Consider the following 16852-nt stretch of genomic DNA (forward strand, 5'->3'; position numbering starts at 1 on the left):
CTTCTCCTGAAAACGACAGCGCATCATCACTGCGCGTCAATCTGAACGCTACAACCGACCGGCGTACGTTCGAACAGTTCCAGCATGTCGGCATTACGCAGACGAATGCAGCCATGGGACAGCGGCGCACCCATCGGCTGATCGTCGCCGGTACCATGCAGATAGATATAGCGGCGCTGAGAATCAACCCGGCCACCGCGGTTGAATCCGACCTGCTCACCGCAGAGCCAGAGAATTCGGGTCAGAATCCAGTCACGCTCGGGAAATTGCTCCGCCAGCGCCCGGGTCCACACCTCCCCGGTGGGACGCCGGCCGATGAACACGGCCCCCAGCGGCTGACCATCGCCGATTCGTGCGCGCACCCGATGGGCGCCGCGCGGCGTGCAACCGGAGCCTTCCTGCTCGCCAGGGCCATTAAGCGCTGTGGATACGGCATAACGACAGACAACCTCGCCAGCGCAGAAGCCAACCAGGGTCTGATCGTTCAGGGAAATATGAATATGATCGAGCTGCATGTCACCTCCAGCGCTGCGCACACCTTAGCGGACAGCGCAGCGGAGGTAAATGCAGGTTACAGCGCCATCGCCTCGGGCCGGCTCAACGTCGCGCTCTCGGCGCGCATTCCGGCCGCCAGGAACGGAACCATCAGCCGCAACACATCGTCGACCGGACGCGGCTCGCCCAGCTCCGCCTCCGCAATCGCACGCAGCGCCTTCATACTGGACATGGTGAAGGCCGCGCTGCCGAGCATAAAGTGAACGCGCCAGAACAGCTCCTGCGGAGGGATGCCCGGCACAGCACTGACCAGAAGCTGCATATAACGCTGAAATACCTTGCCATACACCTCGCTGAGGTATTTGCGCAGATGGCCCTGGCTCTGGTTGAATGCGAGCCCTAGCAACCGCATGAAGGTTGAGAGGTCATGGCCGTTGCGCGGCTTCACTGCCAGCGCCTGCTGAACCAGCATTTCGAGCAGAACCTCAAGACTGGGTGGCGCGCCCTTGTCACGCGACTCGCGCAGATCCAGTTCCTTCTCAAGGCTGCTGACGAAGGGGTCCAGGAACCGGACGAATACGGCCTGAATCAATGCCTTCTTTGAGCCAAAATGGTAGTTGACCGCGGCCAGATTGACGCCTGCCTTGCTGGTAATCAGGCGTAGAGAGGTTTCCGCGAAACCCTTTTCGGCAAAAAGCTGTTCTGCGGCGTCAAGTATTCGCTTGACCGTGTCGGACTGCGCCATGCGCTCCCCCAAGTGAGGCAAACATTCGTTTCAAACATACGTTTAAAACGATTTTAGTGTCAACCCCAGACTACCTCCCTGCCCACGTAAATCCCATCCTCCCTTTGGCAAACCGGTGAACAGCGACACGAAAATTAGGGGTTGCCGGAGCAAAACAACTGTATATAATCTCAGTTACTGGATAAAAACACAGGCAACCCGCCATGCAGAAACTTACCGCGCGACAACAGCAGGTTCTGGCGTTCATCAAGGAATACATGGACAGCAACGGCTACCCGCCGACGCGCGTCGATATTGCCAAGACTCTGGGCTTCAAGTCGCCCAACGCAGCCGAAGACCATCTGCGCGCCCTGGCCCGCAAGGGTGCTATCGAGATGATCCCGGGCGCCTCGCGCGGTATTCGCCTGCCGGAGTCGGATAGCGAAGCCAGTGATGACCAGCTTCCGGTGATCGGTCGAGTGGCAGCCGGTGCGCCGATTCTGGCGCTTGAAAATATCGAAGACCATTGCCGTATCTCCCCAGACTTTTTCACCCCCCGCGCCGACTACCTGCTGCGGGTACATGGGGAAAGCATGAAAGATATCGGCATCATGGACGGCGACCTGCTGGCAGTACACCGCACCAGCGAAGCCCGTAATGGGCAGGTCGTAGTGGCCCGCATAGGAGAGGAAGTCACGGTAAAACGCTTTCAGCGCCAGGGCCGCAAGGTTTCGCTGATGGCAGAAAACCCGGACTTCAGGCCGATTGAGATCGACCTTGCAGAACAGGAACTTACCATTGAAGGTTTAAGCGTCGGAGTTATCCGCCGCTGAGGAGCTGATCATGCAGTACGCCCGCACCGAGCAACAGACCCTGACACAGACCGACCTGTTTCACAACGCCCTGATGGCAACACGCCTGAAGCACCGTGCCTTTACGCAGCCAGCACAGGCACTGCCGCAGGATGATGAACAGGATGGCAGTTACAGCGAGATGACCCTGCAAGGCAGCGCCCGCCAGTGCCTGCAATGGCTGGCGCCGGTACTGCGCGAACTGAGTCAGAAAGACAGCCGGCGCTGGCTTACCCTGATCGACCCGCCCGCTGCACTCAGCCAGCAATGGCTTCGCGGCGCCAACCTTGATCCTCAACGCATCATGATCGTGCGCTCCAAGGCCGGCATGGACAGCCTCAAACTCTGCTGCGACCTGCTCAGGATGGGCGGCAGCCATACCGTTGTCAGCTGGCTTGATCACGACAGCTGCATTGCCCCGCGCCTGGAACGAGCGGCCCAGGCCGGCCGCTGCCACAGCCTGAACGTCCATCTGGGCTGAAAACAGATACAAAAAAGGCCAGCTCAATGCTGGCCTTTGAACTATCGCGGTTCCGATTAATGCAGGACACGGCTTTCAGGGATGGCGTCACCGTCGTCATCCTCATCCATCATCTGGCCAGCGGCCTGCATGCCGGCACTGATCATTGCCTTGGCTACTTCAATATAGCTTTCCTGCAAATATTCGCGCGCATCGCGGGAAAACTCGATCACCACCAACGGCTCACCCTCTTCGTCGGAACGGCGCAGAGCAACCTTGCCATTGGCGAGCTCGACGATTTCAAGGAAGGGTGAAGGCATTGCGGATATCTCCTGTCTGAACTGCGCGCAGTGTAACACAGCGCCGTACTCACAGCATCCGCGATACCGCCTTCACCATTCCTGCATGCCGTCGCGATAGGCACGCACGCGACGGGAAACCTCCTGCAGGGCCTCCTCGGCTTGCACGCTGGTCCACTCAGTGACGGGCGTGGCACTGGTGGCAATCAGCGAGTTGGTCGAGTTGTCGATCGGCTGCGGCGGTGCCTGCAATCGCTGCCAGGCGGCAATAACACCGGCCAGCCAGGTGCCAGCGCTGTCGGCCAGCTCGGTGAGTTCCGCCAGCTCAGGACCGGGAAAACGACTTACCACCGCGGGCACCAGCACCGACTCGACCTGACGCGCATCAACCAGCGGCCAGCGGTACCGGTCTGCCACCTCATGAATCAGCGCCAATACGCCCCGGTAGAGGTGAAATACCGCATGCTCACGATGATACTGCGCCTGCGTCAGCGCATCGATCGCGTCGCTCTGCTCTGCCTGCTGCCAGGACTCGATCGCACGGCGGGCAAAATACAGCGCCTGATTGGTGCGGGTATAGACTTCATTAGCCATGGTTGCCTGCCTTACCGCTTGGCCTTCTTGCTGCGGCCGTCATCCACCGACCACTGCTTGCCATCATGGAAAGCCCGCCACCCTGTGGGCTTGCCCTCAACTTCGGTCTGCACGTACTGCTCCTTGGTCTTGCGGCTATAGCGCACGACAGTCGGATTGCCGTCAGGATCAGCCACCGGCGCATCCAGCAGGAAGTGGTATTTCGGATCGATCTCCGCCTTGTGCGGAATCAGCTCCTTGACCAGAGGCGCCCGGGTTTCCCGGTTTTTCGGGAACTGGCTTGCAGCCAGGAACAGGCCGGAAGCACCGTCGCGCAGTACGTATACATCATCAACCTTTTCACACTTGAGTTCCGGCATCGGCACCGGATCCGCTTTCGGCGGCGCGGCCTCACCGTTACGCAGCAGCTTGCGGGTGTTCTTGCACTCGCTGTTGGTACAGCCGAAATACTTGCCGAAACGACCGGTCTTGAGCTGCATTTCGCTGCCGCACTTGTCGCACTCAAGGGTTGGACCATCATAGCCCTTGATCTTGAACTGACCTGTCTCGATCTCGAAACCCGAGCAATCCGGGTTGTTACCACAGACATGCAACTTGCGCCGCTCGTCGATCAGGTAACTGTCCATCGCCGTGCCGCAGATAGCGCAACGATGCTTGCCACGCAGTACGCGAGACTCGCCTTCTTCGTCATCTGCCGCCACTTCATTGCCCGGCACCAGATTGATAGTCGCCTTGCAACGCTCTTTCGGTGGCAGGGCATAACCGGAACAGCCGAGGAACACACCCGTCGAGGCCGTACGAATCATCATCGGTCGCCCACAATCCTGACACGGGATATCGGTCATCGTCGGCTGATTCGCGCGCATCCCCTTATCTTCACCAGACGCAGAGGCGGCACTCAACTTGGCGCTGAAATCGGCATAAAAATTATTCAGCACCTGCTTCCACAGCACTTCACCGTGAGCGACGTCATCCAGTGACTCCTCCATCTTCGCGGTAAAGCCATAGTCCATCAGATTCGGGAAGCTCTCGTTCAGGCGCTCGGTAACGATATCGCCCATCTTCTCCGCGTAGAACCGGCGGTTATTCAGGGTGACGTAGCCACGATCCTGAATCGTGGAAATAATCGACGCATAGGTCGAGGGGCGGCCAATCCCGCGCTTTTCCAGCTCCTTGACCAGGCTTGCTTCGGCGTAGCGCGCCGGCGGCTTGGTGAAGTGCTGCTTGGGGTCCAGACCCTGCAGTGCCAGCACATCATCAACCTTGATCTCCGGCAACACCTCGTCTTCGCCGCCCTTGCCCTGCTGCGGCATCACCCGGGTATAGCCGTCAAACTTGAGAATGCGGCCCTTGGCACGCAATTCAAACTCGCCAGCGGCTACCTGGATACTGGTCGACAGGTACTTGGCCGGCGTCATCTGACACGCCACAAATTGACGCCAGATCAACTCATACAGACGCTCAGCATCGCGCTCCATACCCTTAAGGTCGGCCTGCTTGAGCTTGACATCAGACGGACGGATGGCTTCGTGTGCTTCCTGCGCGCCTTCCTTGCTGCTGTACAGGTTCGGCTTTTCCGGCAGATAGGCGTCGCCAAAGTTGCTTTCGATATAGCTGCGCGCCATCGCAATGGCATCCGCCGACAGATTGGTCGAGTCGGTACGCATATAGGTGATGTAACCCGCCTCGTAGAGACGCTGGGCCATCATCATGGTTTTCTTCACACTGAAACCCAGGCGCGTACTGGCAGCCTGCTGCAGTGTGGAGGTAATAAAGGGCGCATTCGGACGCGAGCTGGTCGGCTTGTCCTCACGCTTGACCGCCTTGTAGACCGCCTTTTCAAGCACCGCCAGCGCGGCATCGGTCTGCGCCTTGTTGGTCGGGCGGAAGGTCTCACCGTTCTGCTTGACCACCTCGAAGCGGACACTTTCTGCCTTGGGCGTGTTCAGGCGCGCATGCACCTCCCAGAACTCCTCAGGCACAAAGGCACGGATTTCGCGCTCACGATCAACGATCAGCTTGACCGCCACCGACTGCACGCGGCCAGCAGAAAGCCCGCGAGCAATCTTCTGCCACAACAGCGGCGAAACCATATAACCCACCACGCGATCAAGGAAACGACGCGCCTGCTGGGCATTGACCCGGTTCATATCCAGCTCGCCAGGCTGCGAGAACGCCTCCTGGATAGCCTTTTTGGTGATTTCGTTGAACACCACGCGCTTGTAGCGTGAATCGTCGCCACCGATGCTCTCGCGCAGGTGCCAGGCAATGGCTTCTCCTTCGCGGTCCAAGTCCGTTGCGAGATAGACGGTGTCGGCGTCCTTGGCCAAACGACGCAGTTCGTCGACGACCTTTTCCTTGCCGGGCAGAATTTCGTAGTGGGCTTTCCAATCGTTCTCCGGATCGACCCCCATGCGCTTGACCAGTTGCGCCCTGGCTTTCTGCTGCTTTTCCTGCTCGCTGGCAGCGGTCTTGCGCCCACCCTTGGGTTTGCTTTCGGTCTTGCCACTGCCGCTGGTGGGCAGGTCGCGAATATGGCCGATACTCGACTTCACCACATACTCGTTACCGAGATACTTGTTGATTGTCTTGGCCTTGGCTGGCGACTCCACAATGACCAGTGCTTTTCCCATGGATACTTTTTTTCCTGACCCGAACTGAACTCGAAACTGGCGACTCAGCCACATCACACGGCAAACTGCCGGATGGGCTGGAGGGGCCAGAGCCTACACGTCTTCGCTGATAAAGGTAAAGCGCGGATGTGACTCGCCGTCAACCTCGACCACTTCGTTGAACATGGCCAGCGGTCTTACCCAGAGGTCGAAATCGCCGTACAGGGTTCGATACACGACGAGCGGCTCCTCGGTCTCCGAGTGCCGCGCCAGACCAATGACCTGATAGTCCTTTCCTTTATAGTGCCGATAACGTCCCGGACGCATTACTGCTCTCCTCTGTATCCAGTGTCAGCATCAATAAAAAAGCCGAGGCACAAGGCCTCGGCTTTCGCTACCACCTGCAGACTTCAGACACGCTCGAAGACTGTGGTGATACCCTGACCCAGACCAACGCACATGGTAGAGATACCAATAGTGCCGCTGTTCTGTTTCATGACGTTCAGCAGAGTGCCGGAGATACGTGCACCGGAGCAGCCAAACGGGTGACCCAGGGCGATCGCACCGCCGTGCAGGTTCACTTTCTCGTCCATCTTGTCCAGCAGCTTCAGGTCTTTCAGGACCGGCAGTGCCTGGGCAGCGAAGGCTTCGTTCAGTTCAACGAAGTCGACGTCATCCATGGTCAGACCGGCGCGCTGCAGCGCCTTCTTGGTCGACGGAACCGGGCCGTAACCCATGATCGCCGGATCAACACCGGCAACCGCCATGGAGCGAATGACCGCCAGCGGCTCAAGGCCCAGGGCCTGGGCGCGCTCGGCAGACATCACGATCATGCAGGAAGCGCCGTCGGTGATCTGCGAGGAGGTACCCGCAGTGACGGTACCGCCTTTCGGGTTGAACGCCGGACGCAGGGCAGCCAGGCTCTCGATGGTGGTTTCCGGGCGAATGGTTTCGTCCTCGGTGAACACCCGCAGGAAGCCGTTCTCGTCGTGGCCTTCCATCGGGATGATTTCATCCTTGAAGTTGCCTTCGACGGTGGCCTTGTGCGCCAGACGGTGAGAACGCTCACCGAAGGCGTCCTGCTGCTCGCGGGTGATGCCATGCATCTTGCCCAGCATTTCAGCAGTCAGACCCATCATGCCGGACGCCTTGGCAGCGTACAGCGACAGCGCCGGGTTCGGATCAACACCGTGCATCATGCCAACGTGGCCCATGTGCTCGACGCCACCGACGACGAACACATCACCGTTACCGGTCATGATCGCCTGAGCGGCAGTGTGCAGCGCACTCATGGAAGAACCACACAGACGGCTGACGGTTTGCGCGGCACTGGTGTGCGGAATCGGGGTCATCAGCGACGCCATGCGCGCGATGTTCCAACCCTGCTCCAGGGTCTGGTTTACACAGCCCCAGATCACATCCTCGACTTCTGCCGGATCGATTTTCGGGTTACGTGCCAGTACGCCGGTAATCAGGTTGGCGGACAGGGTTTCAGCACGCACGTTGCGATACATGCCGCCCTTGGAACGGCCCATCGGGGTGCGGCCGAAATCGACAATTACGACGTCTCTCGGATTCAGGCTCATAGATTTACTCTCGCTCTGTACGTTCCGCGGTTAACCGAAGAATTTCTGACCGTTCTTCGCCATTTCACGCAGCTTTTCAGTCGGTGCGTACATGGCGCCGAACTCGGCGTATTTATCAGCAATGGCAACAAACTCAGCCACGCCGATGGTGTCGATGTAACGCAGGGCGCCACCACGGAAGGGCGGGAAGCCGATACCGTAGACCAGACCCATATCTGCGTCAGCCGCGGACTCGACGATGCCATCTTCCAGGCAGCGTACGGTTTCCAGGCACAGCGGAACCATCATGATTTCGATGATTTCCTCGTCGGTGAACTCGCGCTGCTCCAGAACTACTTCTTTCAGCAGCTCATAAGCCTTGGCGTCGACAACCTTCTTCGGCTTGCCCTTCTTGTCCATCTCGTAGGCATAGAAGCCGCTGCCGGTCTTCTGACCCAGACGGCCGGCGTCATACATGACGTCAACAGCGGTGCGGGTCTTGTCGGCCATACGGTCCGGGTAGCCTTCAGCCATGACGTCACGGCCGTGGTGACCGGTGTCCATGCCGACAACGTCCATCAGGTAAGCCGGGCCCATCGGCCAGCCAAACTTTTCCATGACCTTGTCAACGCGCTGGAAGTCGGCACCCATCCCGATCAGGCGAGCAAAGCCACCGAAATACGGGAACAGGATACGATTGACCAGGAAGCCGGGGCAGTCGTTGACCACAACCGGGGTCTTGCCCATCTTCTTGGCGTAGGCAACGGTGGTGGCGACCGCTTTGTCGCTGGACTTCGCGCCACGGATAACCTCAACCAGCGGCATCATGTGTACCGGGTTGAAGAAGTGCATGCCGCAGAAGTTTTCCGGACGCTTGAGCGCCTCGGCCAGATAGGTGATGGAGATAGTCGAGGTATTGGAAGTGATGATGGTGTCTTCCGTTACCTGACCTTCCACTTCTGCCAGCACCGCGTGTTTGACCTTCGGATTCTCGACAACCGCTTCAACCACCAGGTCAACTTCCTTGAAGTCGCCGTAGGACATGGTCGGACGGATGGCGTTCAGCGCCTTGGCCATTTGCTCAGGCTTCATGCGGCCTTTGGCAACACGCTTGCCCAGCAGCTTGGAGGCTTCGTCCAGACCCAGCTGGATGCCTTCCTCGCGGATATCCTTCATCAGGATCGGAGTGCCCTTGACGGCAGACTGGTAGGCGATACCGCCACCCATGATGCCTGCGCCCAGTACGGCAGCCAGCTTCACATCACCAGCCTGCTTATCGTACTTCTTGGCTTTGTGCTTGAGTACCTGATCGTTCAGGAACAGACCAACGAGGCTGGCAGCAACAGAGGTCTTGGCCAGCTTGGCAAAACCGGCAGCTTCAATTTCCAGCGCCTTTTCACGGCCGTGGTTGGCTGCTTTCTGGATGGTCTTGATCGCTTCAACCGGCGCCGGATAGTTCGGGCCTGCCTGACCGGCGACGAAACCCTTGGAGGTTTCAAACGCCATCATCTGCTCGATGGTGTTCAGCTTGACCTTTTCCAGTTTGGGCTGACGCTTGGCCTTGTAGTCCAGCTCGCCGGCGATGGCGCGCTTGATCACGTCAATGGCAGCCGCCTTGAGCTGATCATCGGCAACAACCGCATCAACTGCACCGACTTTCAGAGCCTTGTCAGCGCGCTGCTCGGTACCGCCGCAGATCCACTCGATGGCGTTGTCCACGCCGATCAGGCGCGGCAGGCGAACGGTGCCGCCGAAGCCCGGGTAGATACCCAGCTTGACTTCCGGCAAACCGATCTTGGCGCTGGCGGCCATGACACGGAAATCGGCCGCCAGACACATTTCCAGACCACCACCCAGCGCGATGCCATTGATGGCAGCAACGGTGGGAACGTTCAGGTCTTCAAATGCGTTGAAGATCTTGTTGGCTTCCAGGTTCCCGGCAACCAGATCTTCTTCCGGCAGCTTGAACGTACCAACGAATTCGGTGATGTCGGCGCCGACGATGAAAACGTCCTTGCCGCTGGTGACAACAACGCCGGTGACATCGGCATTGTTCTGGATGGCCTCTACCGCCGCCTGCAGCTCGGACAGAGTGGCGCTGTTGAACTTGTTGACCGACTCGCCCTGCAGATCAAATCTGAGCTCGACGATGCCGTCTTCAAGGCCTTGAACCGTGATGGCTTTACCTTCGTAAATCATCAACTGATCTCCACGCTATGAAAAGCACATGAGAAACACCGGCCAGCCACGTCTCTTTGCCGACACGTCGCCCGCCAGTGTCATGAACGATCCCGATAATCGGGGGACACGCTGAATCAAAAAATTCATACGACCGTTTGATTCGGGTGCGCACACCTTCTTTGAATTCAGCCCTGTTGTCAATTGGGGGACGGCATCAGCGCCGCCAAAACAGCTGTCTTCCCCCAACAAAAACAACAAATAAATTCTTTAAAAACAATTAGATAAAAAGAACACCCAATTCCAAACCAGGCCATCAACTTTCTCTTCAAGCAATGCAGCCTGCAGCAAAAAACCCGTCGCCACCGCAGTCTCGGCTGCCGCCAGGCCATGAAAAACGGCCGGAAACAGTCTGCATCAACGCCCTGATCGGCGCTATGCTGAGAATAGACGAGGTTCGCCAGGCGGCCGCTTAAGCCCTCGAAGAAACGGGCTGCACCTTGCTCGACAAGACTGCTAGTATCGCTGCAAAAAAGGAGAAAGAGCCGATGCTGTACAAACATGTGCTGGTCGCGGTTGACCTGATCGAAGAGTGCCGCGCAGTCGCTGACCACGCCCTGCAGCTGGCCAAAGCCCTGGATGCAAAGCTGTCATTGCTGCACGTGGTAGAACCGCTGGCAATGGCATACGGCGGAGATGTACCAATGGACCTGTCGATGCTGCAGCAACAGCAGTTCGAGCAGGCAAAGGAGCGCATGCAGCTATTTGCTGCGGATTACGGCCTGCCTGAAGAGCAGCTGCAGATTGCCTTCGGCCATCCGCGCCAGGAAATCCACCGGGTCGCCACCGAGCAGGATTGCGACCTTATCGTCGTAGGCAGCCACGGCCGCCACGGCCTGGCGCTGCTGCTGGGCTCGACCGCCAACGACGTACTGCACGGCGCGCCCTGCGACGTGATCGCAGTGCGGCTGGGGAAGAAGGGCTAGCGCCCCTGCGGGGGCGCAAGCCACAAGCCTCAAGCTGCAGGAGAAACCCGGAAGACAGCCTTCCCTCGCTTGTAGCTTGTAGCTTGTAGCTTGTAGCTTGTAGCTTGTAGCTAAAGCGAGATGGCTTAGCCGCCCGCCATATCCTCCAGCTCCGCCCAGCGCTCCATGGCGGCGTCCAGTTCGGCCTGTTTGGCTTCCACTGCCGCCAGCACCGGGGCGGTCGCTTCATGGGACTGCAGGTAGAAATCGGGATCACCGACCTGCACCTGCAAGGCTTCCAGCTCCGCTTCCAGCTTTTCCAGCACCGCAGGCAAGCCATCCAGTTCGCGCTGCAACTTGTAGCTGAGTTTGGGCTTGGCGGCCGCTGCCGGTGCTGCCGGAACCGGCTCAGGGGTCGGCTCGGCAACAGGCGCACTCTGCGGCTGCGCCTTTTCACCCCACTCCGCCAGCTGGTCGACGCTACCGCCCTGACGCAGCCAGTCGGCATAGCCGCCGACATACTCACGCACCCTGCCCTGACCTTCAAACACCAGGCTGCTGGTGACCACGTTATCCAGAAACGCCCGGTCGTGGCTGACGATCAGCACGGTGCCGTCGAAACCGGCGAGCACTTCCTCAAGCAATTCAAGGGTTTCCACGTCGAGATCGTTGGTCGGCTCGTCAAGCACCAGCAGGTTGGCGGGCTTGCTGAACAACCGCGCCAGCAGCAGCCTTGCGCGCTCACCACCGGACAATGCCTTGACCGGCGTACGGGCGCGCTCGGCAGAGAACAGAAAGTCCCCGAGATAGCTGATGATGTGGCGGCGATCGCCATTAATCTCGATGAAGTCGCGCCCTTCGGAAATATTGTCGATCACGGTCTTTTCCGGATCGAGCTGGTCACGCAACTGATCGAAGTAGGCGACCTCCAGCCGCGTGCCGCTATGAATGCGGCCACTGGTCGGCTGCAACTGCCCCAGCAGCAGCTTGAGCAGGGTACTTTTGCCGGAACCGTTGTTGCCGATCAGACCGATCCGATCCCCGCGAATCACATTAAGCGACAGGTCACGCACCAGCGGCGCGCGGCCAGGCCAGGCAAAGCTGACATTCTCGACCTCAATAACCCGCTTGCCGGACGCCTCGGCAGTTTCCAACTGAAAGCTCGCCTTGCCCTGACGCTCAATACGCTGGGCACGCTCGTCCCGCATCGCCTTGAGTGCGCGCACACGGCCTTCGTTACGGGTACGACGGGCCTTGATGCCTTGACGAATCCAGACCTCTTCCTGCGCCAGCTTCTTGTCGAACAGCGCATTGGCTGTCGCCTCGGCTGCCAGTTGCTGCTCCTTGTGCTCCAGGAAGCTGCGATAGTCACCCTGCCAATCAATCAGCTGACCGCGATCCAGTTCAAGAATGCGGGTCGCCAAGGCCTGCAGGAATGCCCGGTCGTGGGTGATAAACAGCACCGCACCACGGAACTCCAGCAGCACGCTTTCCAGCCAGGCAATGGTATGAATATCCAGGTGGTTGGTCGGCTCGTCCAGCAGCAGCACGTCCGGCTCTGCCACCAGCGCCTGCGCCAGCAGCACCCGGCGGCGCCAGCCACCGGAGAGCTCCGACATCTGCTTGTCGGCCGGCAATCCGAGCCGGGTCAGGGTGGTATCGACCAGTTGATCAAGACGCCAACCGTCCTTCGCCTCCAACTGCCCCTGCACCTTTTCCAGCCGTGCCAGCTCGGCATCACCCATATCGCCTGAGATCAGATGATGATACTCGGCAAGCAGCTCACCGACACCAGCCAGACCGGACGCCACCACGTCATAGACGGTCTTGTCATCGGCCGCCGGCAGCTCCTGCGGCAACTGCCCCACCTTCAATCCCGGGGCAAACCAGATCTCGCCTTCGTCGGCTGTCTGCTCACCGGTCACCAGGCGAAACAGGCTGGATTTACCCGCACCGTTGCGACCAATCAGGCAGACCCGCTCGCCACGATCGAGCTGAAAGCCCACTTTATCCAGCAGCGGATTGAGCCCGTAGGCCAGAGATACATCGGAAAACGAAAGCAGCGGCATAACTCACCTGTTGGCTATCAAGCCGGACATTCTACCCTGTGCGGCGGCAACACATAACCGCCACCCGGCGATTGATTAAGGAAGCACTGATTAATTCCACGTGCCCTCTGCGAGCGGAACCGAGAAGTGCCTGCTCCCCCCCCTATGCCGATATCAGGCAAACCGCTAAGCTGTAGCAACAGCCTTGTCGTCCGTCGCACTCGCGACGAGCAGCTGACGTTCAATCGCGCTACACCGCCCTGCGGCAGGATCATCATGCGTTACCAAACCCGCTTCGCTCTTCGTCACACCCTTATCGTCATCAGCGCTCTGCTGCTGCCCGCGCTGTCGCACGCTGACGGCCGCATCGAAAGTCAGCGACTGGCCTATGACCGGGCCCTGGTCAGCATAGAAAAGCAGCAGTGGGCCGTGTTCCAGCAGCTCGAACCCGGTCTGCGCAGCTACATTCTTTACCCCTATGTGCGCCAGGCCTATCTGAATCAGACCTTTGCCAGCGCATCAGACGAAGATCTGGCCCGATTCGTTACCGGGCACAGCGACCTGCCGTTTGTCGCACGACTCAAGGACCGCTGGCTGACCCGGCTGGCCAGTGAGGGCAAGTGGGCGCTGTTCGATCAGCACTACCTGCCCGGCGACAGAAACGCCAGCCAGGACTGTCGACGCGCCATGCACCAATGGGACCTGGGCGACCGCGCCGGCGCCATGCAGCAGACCCGCACGCTTTGGACGGTTGGCCGCTCTCAGCCCAATGCCTGCGACCCCCTGTTTGAGCGCTGGCGCGCCGCTGGCGGCCTGACGGACGAGATCGTCTGGCAGCGTATTCGACTCGCCCTGCTCTACCGACAGGACGCGCTGGCGCGCTATCTGACCAAACTGATGCAACAGAATCAGGCACTGGCGACCCTGTTTGTCGACACTGCTACCCAGCCGGCCAAACTGGCCGATGCCGACCGCTACCGGGGCCTGCCGGCCAGCAAGATGGCAGATATCGCCACAGTCTCGCTGCGCCGCATGGGCCGCGACGACGCCAGTGGGGCGCTCGCTCTATGGCCTCATTACCGCGACCTGCCGTACAGCGACGAAGACCGTCTGGCCATCACCCGCGACATTGGCGTGCGTCTGGCCAAGAAGATCGACCCGGCGGCGCTGCCGTTCATGGCCGCCAACGATCCACACATGCAGGACAACGATGTCAGTGAATGGCGTGTGCGACTGGCCTTGCGCACCCGCCAATGGGATACCGCCCGACAGCTGACTGAACAGCTGCCGGCATCACTTGCCGAACAGAGCCGCTGGCGCTACTGGCGCCTGCGCAGCACCCAGCTGTCCTCCAGCTCCGCCGGTGAGCTGGTCAGCGAATACAAGTCACTGGCCCAGGAACGGGACTTTTACGGATTCCTGGCCGCCGAGCGTGCCCGCCAGCCCTACGCCCTCAATCACCAGCGCGCCAATGTCGCCGACGAGGTAATGCGCAGTGTGCAACAGGATCCGGGCATCCTGCGTGCCCGCGAGTTTCTTGATCGCAACGACGTTATCAGCGCCCGGCGGGAGTGGTATCACGCCGGCGAGCGCTTCAATCGCGAGCAACTGATTGCCCAGGCGGTGCTGGCAAACGACATGGCCTGGTACTTTCCGGCCATCCGTGGAGTCAGCCAGGCGCAGTACTGGGACGATCTGGATATCCGCTTCCCAATGGCCTACCAGCAACCGATTCAGGATCAGGCCCGTGCGCGCCAGATCAACTCCACCTGGGTCTACGCGATCACCCGCCAGGAAAGCGCCTTCATGGCCGACGCTCGCTCGCATGCCGGCGCCATGGGCTTGATGCAACTGATGCCTGCCACCGCACGGGAAACTGCACGTCGCTACGCCATTCCCTATTCAGGCAACCACGACGCACTGATCCCGGAGCGCAATATCGCACTGGGCGCCGCCTATCTGTCCGGTCTCAGCCAGCAGTTCCGTGGCAATCGCGTCCTCGCGTCTGCCGCCTACAATGCCGGCCCGGGGCGCGTGCGCCAGTGGACACGGGACATGGGCAGCCTGCCCGCCGATGTCTGGATCGAATCCATCCCATTTGATGAAACCCGCAAGTATGTGCAGAGCGTGCTGAGCTACGCGGTGATCTACGGCCAGAAACTCGGCATTCAGCAACCGGTGATGGAGCAGCACGAGCGCTATCTGGAACCGTAAGGATGCCAACGGGTTGGGGACGCTACGCCCCCATGATGCGTAGGGTGGCCTAAGCCGAAGGCGTGTCCACCAGAAACGCTACCAGACAGCATCGTGTGCAGGGTGGACTAAGCCAAAGGCGTGTCCACCGGAAAGGCTCAGGCATCGAGAAGCTGCAGGCGCGTGCGCACGGTTTCTACCAGTTGATCAGGTTGGAACTTGGACAGAAATCCGTCACAGCCCACCTTCTCGACCATCGCCTTGTTGAAATTGCCAGACAGGGAGGTGTGCAGCACCACGTACAGGTTCTTCAGGCGCGGATCCTGGCGAATCTCGGTGGTCAGGCGGTAGCCGTCCATCTCCGGCATTTCCGCGTCGGTAATCACCATCAGCAGCCGCTCGTTGATGTCTTCACCCGCATCAACCCAGGCTTTGAGCATCTTCAGGGCTTTCAGACCATCCGTTGCCACATGCAGTTTCAGGTCCAGCTGGGCCAGCGTGTCGCGCACCTGATTTACCCCGGTCGGCGAATCATCCACTACCAGCACCTCACGTCCGCGAGCACGCTCCAGCAGCGGATCCTCCAGCAGCGCATCACTGACACGGGTATTGAACGGCACGATCTCGGCCAGCACTTTTTCCACGTCGATGATTTCAACCAGCCGCATATTCTCCAGACGGGTAATGGCGGTCAGATAATGCGCGCGACCTGCACCCCGCGGCGGGGGCTGCACGGCGTCCCAGTTGAGATTGAGAATACGGTCCACCGTGCGCACCAGGAAAGCCTGAACCGACAGGTTGTACTCGGTCACGATGATGGTGCTGTCGGGTTCGGCCTTCTGCGGCTGAAGGCCTATGGCTCCGGAGAGATCAATGACCGGAATGGTCTGTCCACGCAGGTGAATCACACCAACGACGTGCGGATGGCGCTGCGGCATCTGAGTCAGAGCCGGCAGCGTGAGCACTTCGCGAATCTTGAACACGTTGAGGGCAAACAGCTGGGGGCCGGCCAGCTGAAACAGCAATATTTCCAGCCGGTTCTCGCCTACCAGGCGAGTCCGCTGATCGACCGTATCCAGTACCCCTGCCATAACTCGCCTCGCCAAACCGTAAACTCAGGGACTGGCAGGATGCCAGCCCGGTTCAGGCAGTATAGCGCCAGTCAGGCGAGGAAAGACAAGTCGTGCTCAGTAGTAGGCGTTTTCGGTTACCGAGTGGTCGGTAGCGTCACGCACCCCGTTAATCTCCGGAATCCGCGCGATCATGGTTTTCTCAATGCCTTCCTTGAGGGTCACGTCCACCATGCCGCAACCCTGACAACCGCCGCCAAACTGCAGAATGGCAATACCGCCCTCGACAACATCGATCAGCTTGACCTCACCACCGTGGCTGGCCAGCCCCGGATTGATTTCAGTCTGCAGCAGATAGTTGATTCGGTCGTTCAACGGGCTGTCATCGTTGACCATCGGAACCTTGGCGTTTGGTGCCTTGATGGTCAGTTGACCGCCCATGCGGTCGGTGGCGAAGTCAACGAGCGCCTCCTCCAGAAAAGGCTCACTCACCGCATCGATCCAGACACGGAAGGACTCCAGCGCCAGCAGGCGGTCCTCGGGCTTCTCTTCACCAGGCTTGCAGTAGGCGATACAGGTCTCCGCGTAGGGCGTGCCCGGCTGCGTGATAAACACCCGGATGCCGACACCCTCGGTGTCCTGCTTTGACAGCAGATCAGCCAAATACTCTTCTGCTGCCTTGGTAAAGATAATGCCTGCCATGAAATGCCTCTTGCTCAATGACCAGAGGGTGCAAGTGTAAGGGATGCGGCTGCACGAATAAAGCCCTACCTTTTTGCTTGGTTATTACCGTCAGCG

15 protein-coding genes are annotated in these 16852 nt (G+C 59.6%); 4 read left to right on the top strand and 11 right to left on the bottom strand.

The genetic code is table 11. The features are described from left to right. Positions 1–26: 26 nt before the first annotated feature. Together B7O88_RS13300 and B7O88_RS13305 are read right to left on the bottom strand one after the other, a co-directional pair. Positions 27–515 (bottom strand): L,D-transpeptidase, encoded by a 489-nt coding sequence (locus B7O88_RS13300; RefSeq protein WP_088276502.1) that lies wholly within the window; start codon positions 513–515, stop codon positions 27–29. A 56-nt stretch (positions 516–571) separates the two neighbouring features. Further along, entirely contained in the window at positions 572–1240 is a 669-nt protein-coding gene (locus tag B7O88_RS13305; RefSeq protein WP_088276504.1) for a TetR/AcrR family transcriptional regulator, read from the bottom strand. Between the two features lie 203 nt (positions 1241–1443). On the opposite strand from B7O88_RS13305, the gene lexA reads away from it, so the two are divergent. After that, a complete protein-coding gene (gene lexA / locus B7O88_RS13310) occupies positions 1444–2052 on the top strand; it encodes a transcriptional repressor LexA (RefSeq protein ID WP_088276506.1) in 609 nt (202 codons plus the stop codon). Between the two features lie 10 nt (positions 2053–2062). Beyond that, entirely contained in the window at positions 2063–2551 is a 489-nt protein-coding gene (gene sulA / locus B7O88_RS13315) for an SOS-induced cell division inhibitor SulA (protein WP_088276507.1), read from the top strand. Positions 2552–2607: 56 nt separating this feature from the next. Here sulA and B7O88_RS13320 read toward each other — a convergent pair whose 3' ends face one another. The 6 genes from B7O88_RS13320 to fadB form a co-directional block, all read right to left on the bottom strand. Continuing rightward, on the bottom strand, positions 2608–2850 hold the full coding sequence (locus B7O88_RS13320; protein ID WP_088276508.1) for a hypothetical protein: 243 nt from the start codon (positions 2848–2850) through the stop codon (positions 2608–2610). A 72-nt stretch (positions 2851–2922) separates the two neighbouring features. Next, positions 2923–3423: a DUF6586 family protein gene (locus B7O88_RS13325; RefSeq protein WP_088276509.1), complete on the bottom strand. Its 501-nt coding sequence runs from the start codon at positions 3421–3423 to the stop codon at positions 2923–2925. Between the two features lie 11 nt (positions 3424–3434). Then, a complete protein-coding gene (gene topA / locus B7O88_RS13330) occupies positions 3435–6056 on the bottom strand; it encodes a type I DNA topoisomerase (RefSeq protein WP_088276510.1) in 2622 nt (873 codons plus the stop codon). A gap of 93 nt (positions 6057–6149) precedes the next feature. Beyond that, positions 6150–6362 (bottom strand): DUF1653 domain-containing protein, encoded by a 213-nt coding sequence (locus B7O88_RS13335; protein WP_088276511.1) that lies wholly within the window; start codon positions 6360–6362, stop codon positions 6150–6152. An 83-nt stretch (positions 6363–6445) separates the two neighbouring features. Then, positions 6446–7621: an acetyl-CoA C-acyltransferase FadA gene (gene fadA, locus B7O88_RS13340; RefSeq protein ID WP_088276513.1), complete on the bottom strand. Its 1176-nt coding sequence runs from the start codon at positions 7619–7621 to the stop codon at positions 6446–6448. A 30-nt stretch (positions 7622–7651) separates the two neighbouring features. Further along, positions 7652–9799: a fatty acid oxidation complex subunit alpha FadB gene (gene fadB, locus B7O88_RS13345; protein WP_088276514.1), complete on the bottom strand. Its 2148-nt coding sequence runs from the start codon at positions 9797–9799 to the stop codon at positions 7652–7654. A 527-nt stretch (positions 9800–10326) separates the two neighbouring features. Between fadB and B7O88_RS13350 the strand changes: the two genes are divergently transcribed. After that, positions 10327–10764, top strand: a complete 438-nt coding sequence (locus B7O88_RS13350) for a universal stress protein (protein WP_088276515.1) — start codon at positions 10327–10329, stop codon at positions 10762–10764. A gap of 125 nt (positions 10765–10889) precedes the next feature. On the opposite strand, the gene B7O88_RS13355 is transcribed toward B7O88_RS13350, so the two are convergent. Beyond that, on the bottom strand, positions 10890–12812 hold the full coding sequence (locus tag B7O88_RS13355) for an ATP-binding cassette domain-containing protein (protein ID WP_088276516.1): 1923 nt from the start codon (positions 12810–12812) through the stop codon (positions 10890–10892). A gap of 255 nt (positions 12813–13067) precedes the next feature. Between B7O88_RS13355 and B7O88_RS13360 the strand changes: the two genes are divergently transcribed. Then, positions 13068–15005, top strand: a complete 1938-nt coding sequence (locus tag B7O88_RS13360) for a transglycosylase SLT domain-containing protein (RefSeq protein WP_160003187.1) — start codon at positions 13068–13070, stop codon at positions 15003–15005. Positions 15006–15142: 137 nt separating this feature from the next. On the opposite strand, the gene B7O88_RS13365 is transcribed toward B7O88_RS13360, so the two are convergent. Then, positions 15143–16075 carry a chemotaxis protein CheV gene (locus B7O88_RS13365; protein WP_088276518.1) on the bottom strand — a complete coding sequence of 311 codons (933 nt, stop codon included), beginning with the start codon at positions 16073–16075 and terminating at the stop codon, positions 15143–15145. Positions 16076–16171: 96 nt separating this feature from the next. Then, positions 16172–16756 (bottom strand): Fe-S biogenesis protein NfuA, encoded by a 585-nt coding sequence (nfuA, locus tag B7O88_RS13370; RefSeq protein ID WP_088276519.1) that lies wholly within the window; start codon positions 16754–16756, stop codon positions 16172–16174. Between the last annotated feature and the right edge of the window lie 96 nt (positions 16757–16852).

Origin of the sequence: Halopseudomonas aestusnigri (assembly GCF_002197985.1) — a bacterium.
Taxonomy (GTDB): Bacteria; Pseudomonadota; Gammaproteobacteria; order Pseudomonadales; family Pseudomonadaceae; genus Halopseudomonas; species Halopseudomonas aestusnigri.

What these genes read in the sequence shown, in the direction of transcription:
- B7O88_RS13300 (WP_088276502.1), bottom strand. Translation starts at nt 515, where the DNA reads ATGCAGCTCGATCATATTCATATTTCCCTGAACGATCAGACCCTGGTT.
- B7O88_RS13305 (WP_088276504.1), bottom strand. Translation starts at nt 1,240, where the DNA reads ATGGCGCAGTCCGACACGGTCAAGCGAATACTTGACGCCGCAGAACAG.
- lexA (WP_088276506.1), top strand. Translation starts at nt 1,444, where the DNA reads ATGCAGAAACTTACCGCGCGACAACAGCAGGTTCTGGCGTTCATCAAG.
- sulA (WP_088276507.1), top strand. Translation starts at nt 2,063, where the DNA reads ATGCAGTACGCCCGCACCGAGCAACAGACCCTGACACAGACCGACCTG.
- B7O88_RS13320 (WP_088276508.1), bottom strand. Translation starts at nt 2,850, where the DNA reads ATGCCTTCACCCTTCCTTGAAATCGTCGAGCTCGCCAATGGCAAGGTT.
- B7O88_RS13325 (WP_088276509.1), bottom strand. Translation starts at nt 3,423, where the DNA reads ATGGCTAATGAAGTCTATACCCGCACCAATCAGGCGCTGTATTTTGCC.
- topA (WP_088276510.1), bottom strand. Translation starts at nt 6,056, where the DNA reads ATGGGAAAAGCACTGGTCATTGTGGAGTCGCCAGCCAAGGCCAAGACA.
- B7O88_RS13335 (WP_088276511.1), bottom strand. Translation starts at nt 6,362, where the DNA reads ATGCGTCCGGGACGTTATCGGCACTATAAAGGAAAGGACTATCAGGTC.
- fadA (WP_088276513.1), bottom strand. Translation starts at nt 7,621, where the DNA reads ATGAGCCTGAATCCGAGAGACGTCGTAATTGTCGATTTCGGCCGCACC.
- fadB (WP_088276514.1), bottom strand. Translation starts at nt 9,799, where the DNA reads ATGATTTACGAAGGTAAAGCCATCACGGTTCAAGGCCTTGAAGACGGC.
- B7O88_RS13350 (WP_088276515.1), top strand. Translation starts at nt 10,327, where the DNA reads ATGCTGTACAAACATGTGCTGGTCGCGGTTGACCTGATCGAAGAGTGC.
- B7O88_RS13355 (WP_088276516.1), bottom strand. Translation starts at nt 12,812, where the DNA reads ATGCCGCTGCTTTCGTTTTCCGATGTATCTCTGGCCTACGGGCTCAAT.
- B7O88_RS13360 (WP_160003187.1), top strand. Translation starts at nt 13,068, where the DNA reads ATGCGTTACCAAACCCGCTTCGCTCTTCGTCACACCCTTATCGTCATC.
- B7O88_RS13365 (WP_088276518.1), bottom strand. Translation starts at nt 16,075, where the DNA reads ATGGCAGGGGTACTGGATACGGTCGATCAGCGGACTCGCCTGGTAGGC.
- nfuA (WP_088276519.1), bottom strand. Translation starts at nt 16,756, where the DNA reads ATGGCAGGCATTATCTTTACCAAGGCAGCAGAAGAGTATTTGGCTGAT.